The 528-nt window shown below is 43.6% G+C and carries 1 rRNA gene; it reads right to left on the minus strand.

Features of this window, described 5'->3' with window-relative positions:
• Positions 1–337: 337 nt before the first annotated feature.
• Positions 338–528, minus strand: a 16S ribosomal RNA gene (locus L1D50_RS23325); the annotation flags it as partial.

Here is a 528-nt window from a genome sequence, read left to right on the forward strand (position 1 = left end):
GGCTTATCGCAAGTTAGTACGTCCTTCATCGCCTCCAACTGCCAAGGCATCCACCGTGTACGCTTAGTCACTTAACCATACAACCCAAAATGGTTTGTATCGTCAAAGACAGTTTAACTTCGCCAGAAGTTAATATTGAATACTAAAGTAGACGCTAATTAATCATCGAAATGATTAATCGGCATTTTCTTTCGAAAACTCGATAAATAACTTTCGTTATCTATCAGAATTTAATTTTTCAGCTTTTCCAAATTTTTAAAGAGCAATATCACTTAGCCTTCAGGCCAAGCAACAATCATCTGTGTGGACACTTCGAACAAATAAGTTCTAAATCGTATAAGGAGGTGATCCAGCCCCAGGTTCCCCTAGGGCTACCTTGTTACGACTTCACCCCAGTCATGAATCACTCCGTGGTGAACGTCCCCCCGAAGGTTAGACTATCCACTTCTGGAGCAACCCACTCCCATGGTGTGACGGGCGGTGTGTACAAGGCCCGGGAACGTATTCACCGCAACATTCTGATTTGCG

Origin of the sequence: Pseudoalteromonas sp. Isolate6 (assembly GCF_022398435.1) — a bacterium.
GTDB classification, from domain to species: Bacteria; Pseudomonadota; Gammaproteobacteria; order Enterobacterales; family Alteromonadaceae; genus Pseudoalteromonas; species Pseudoalteromonas galatheae.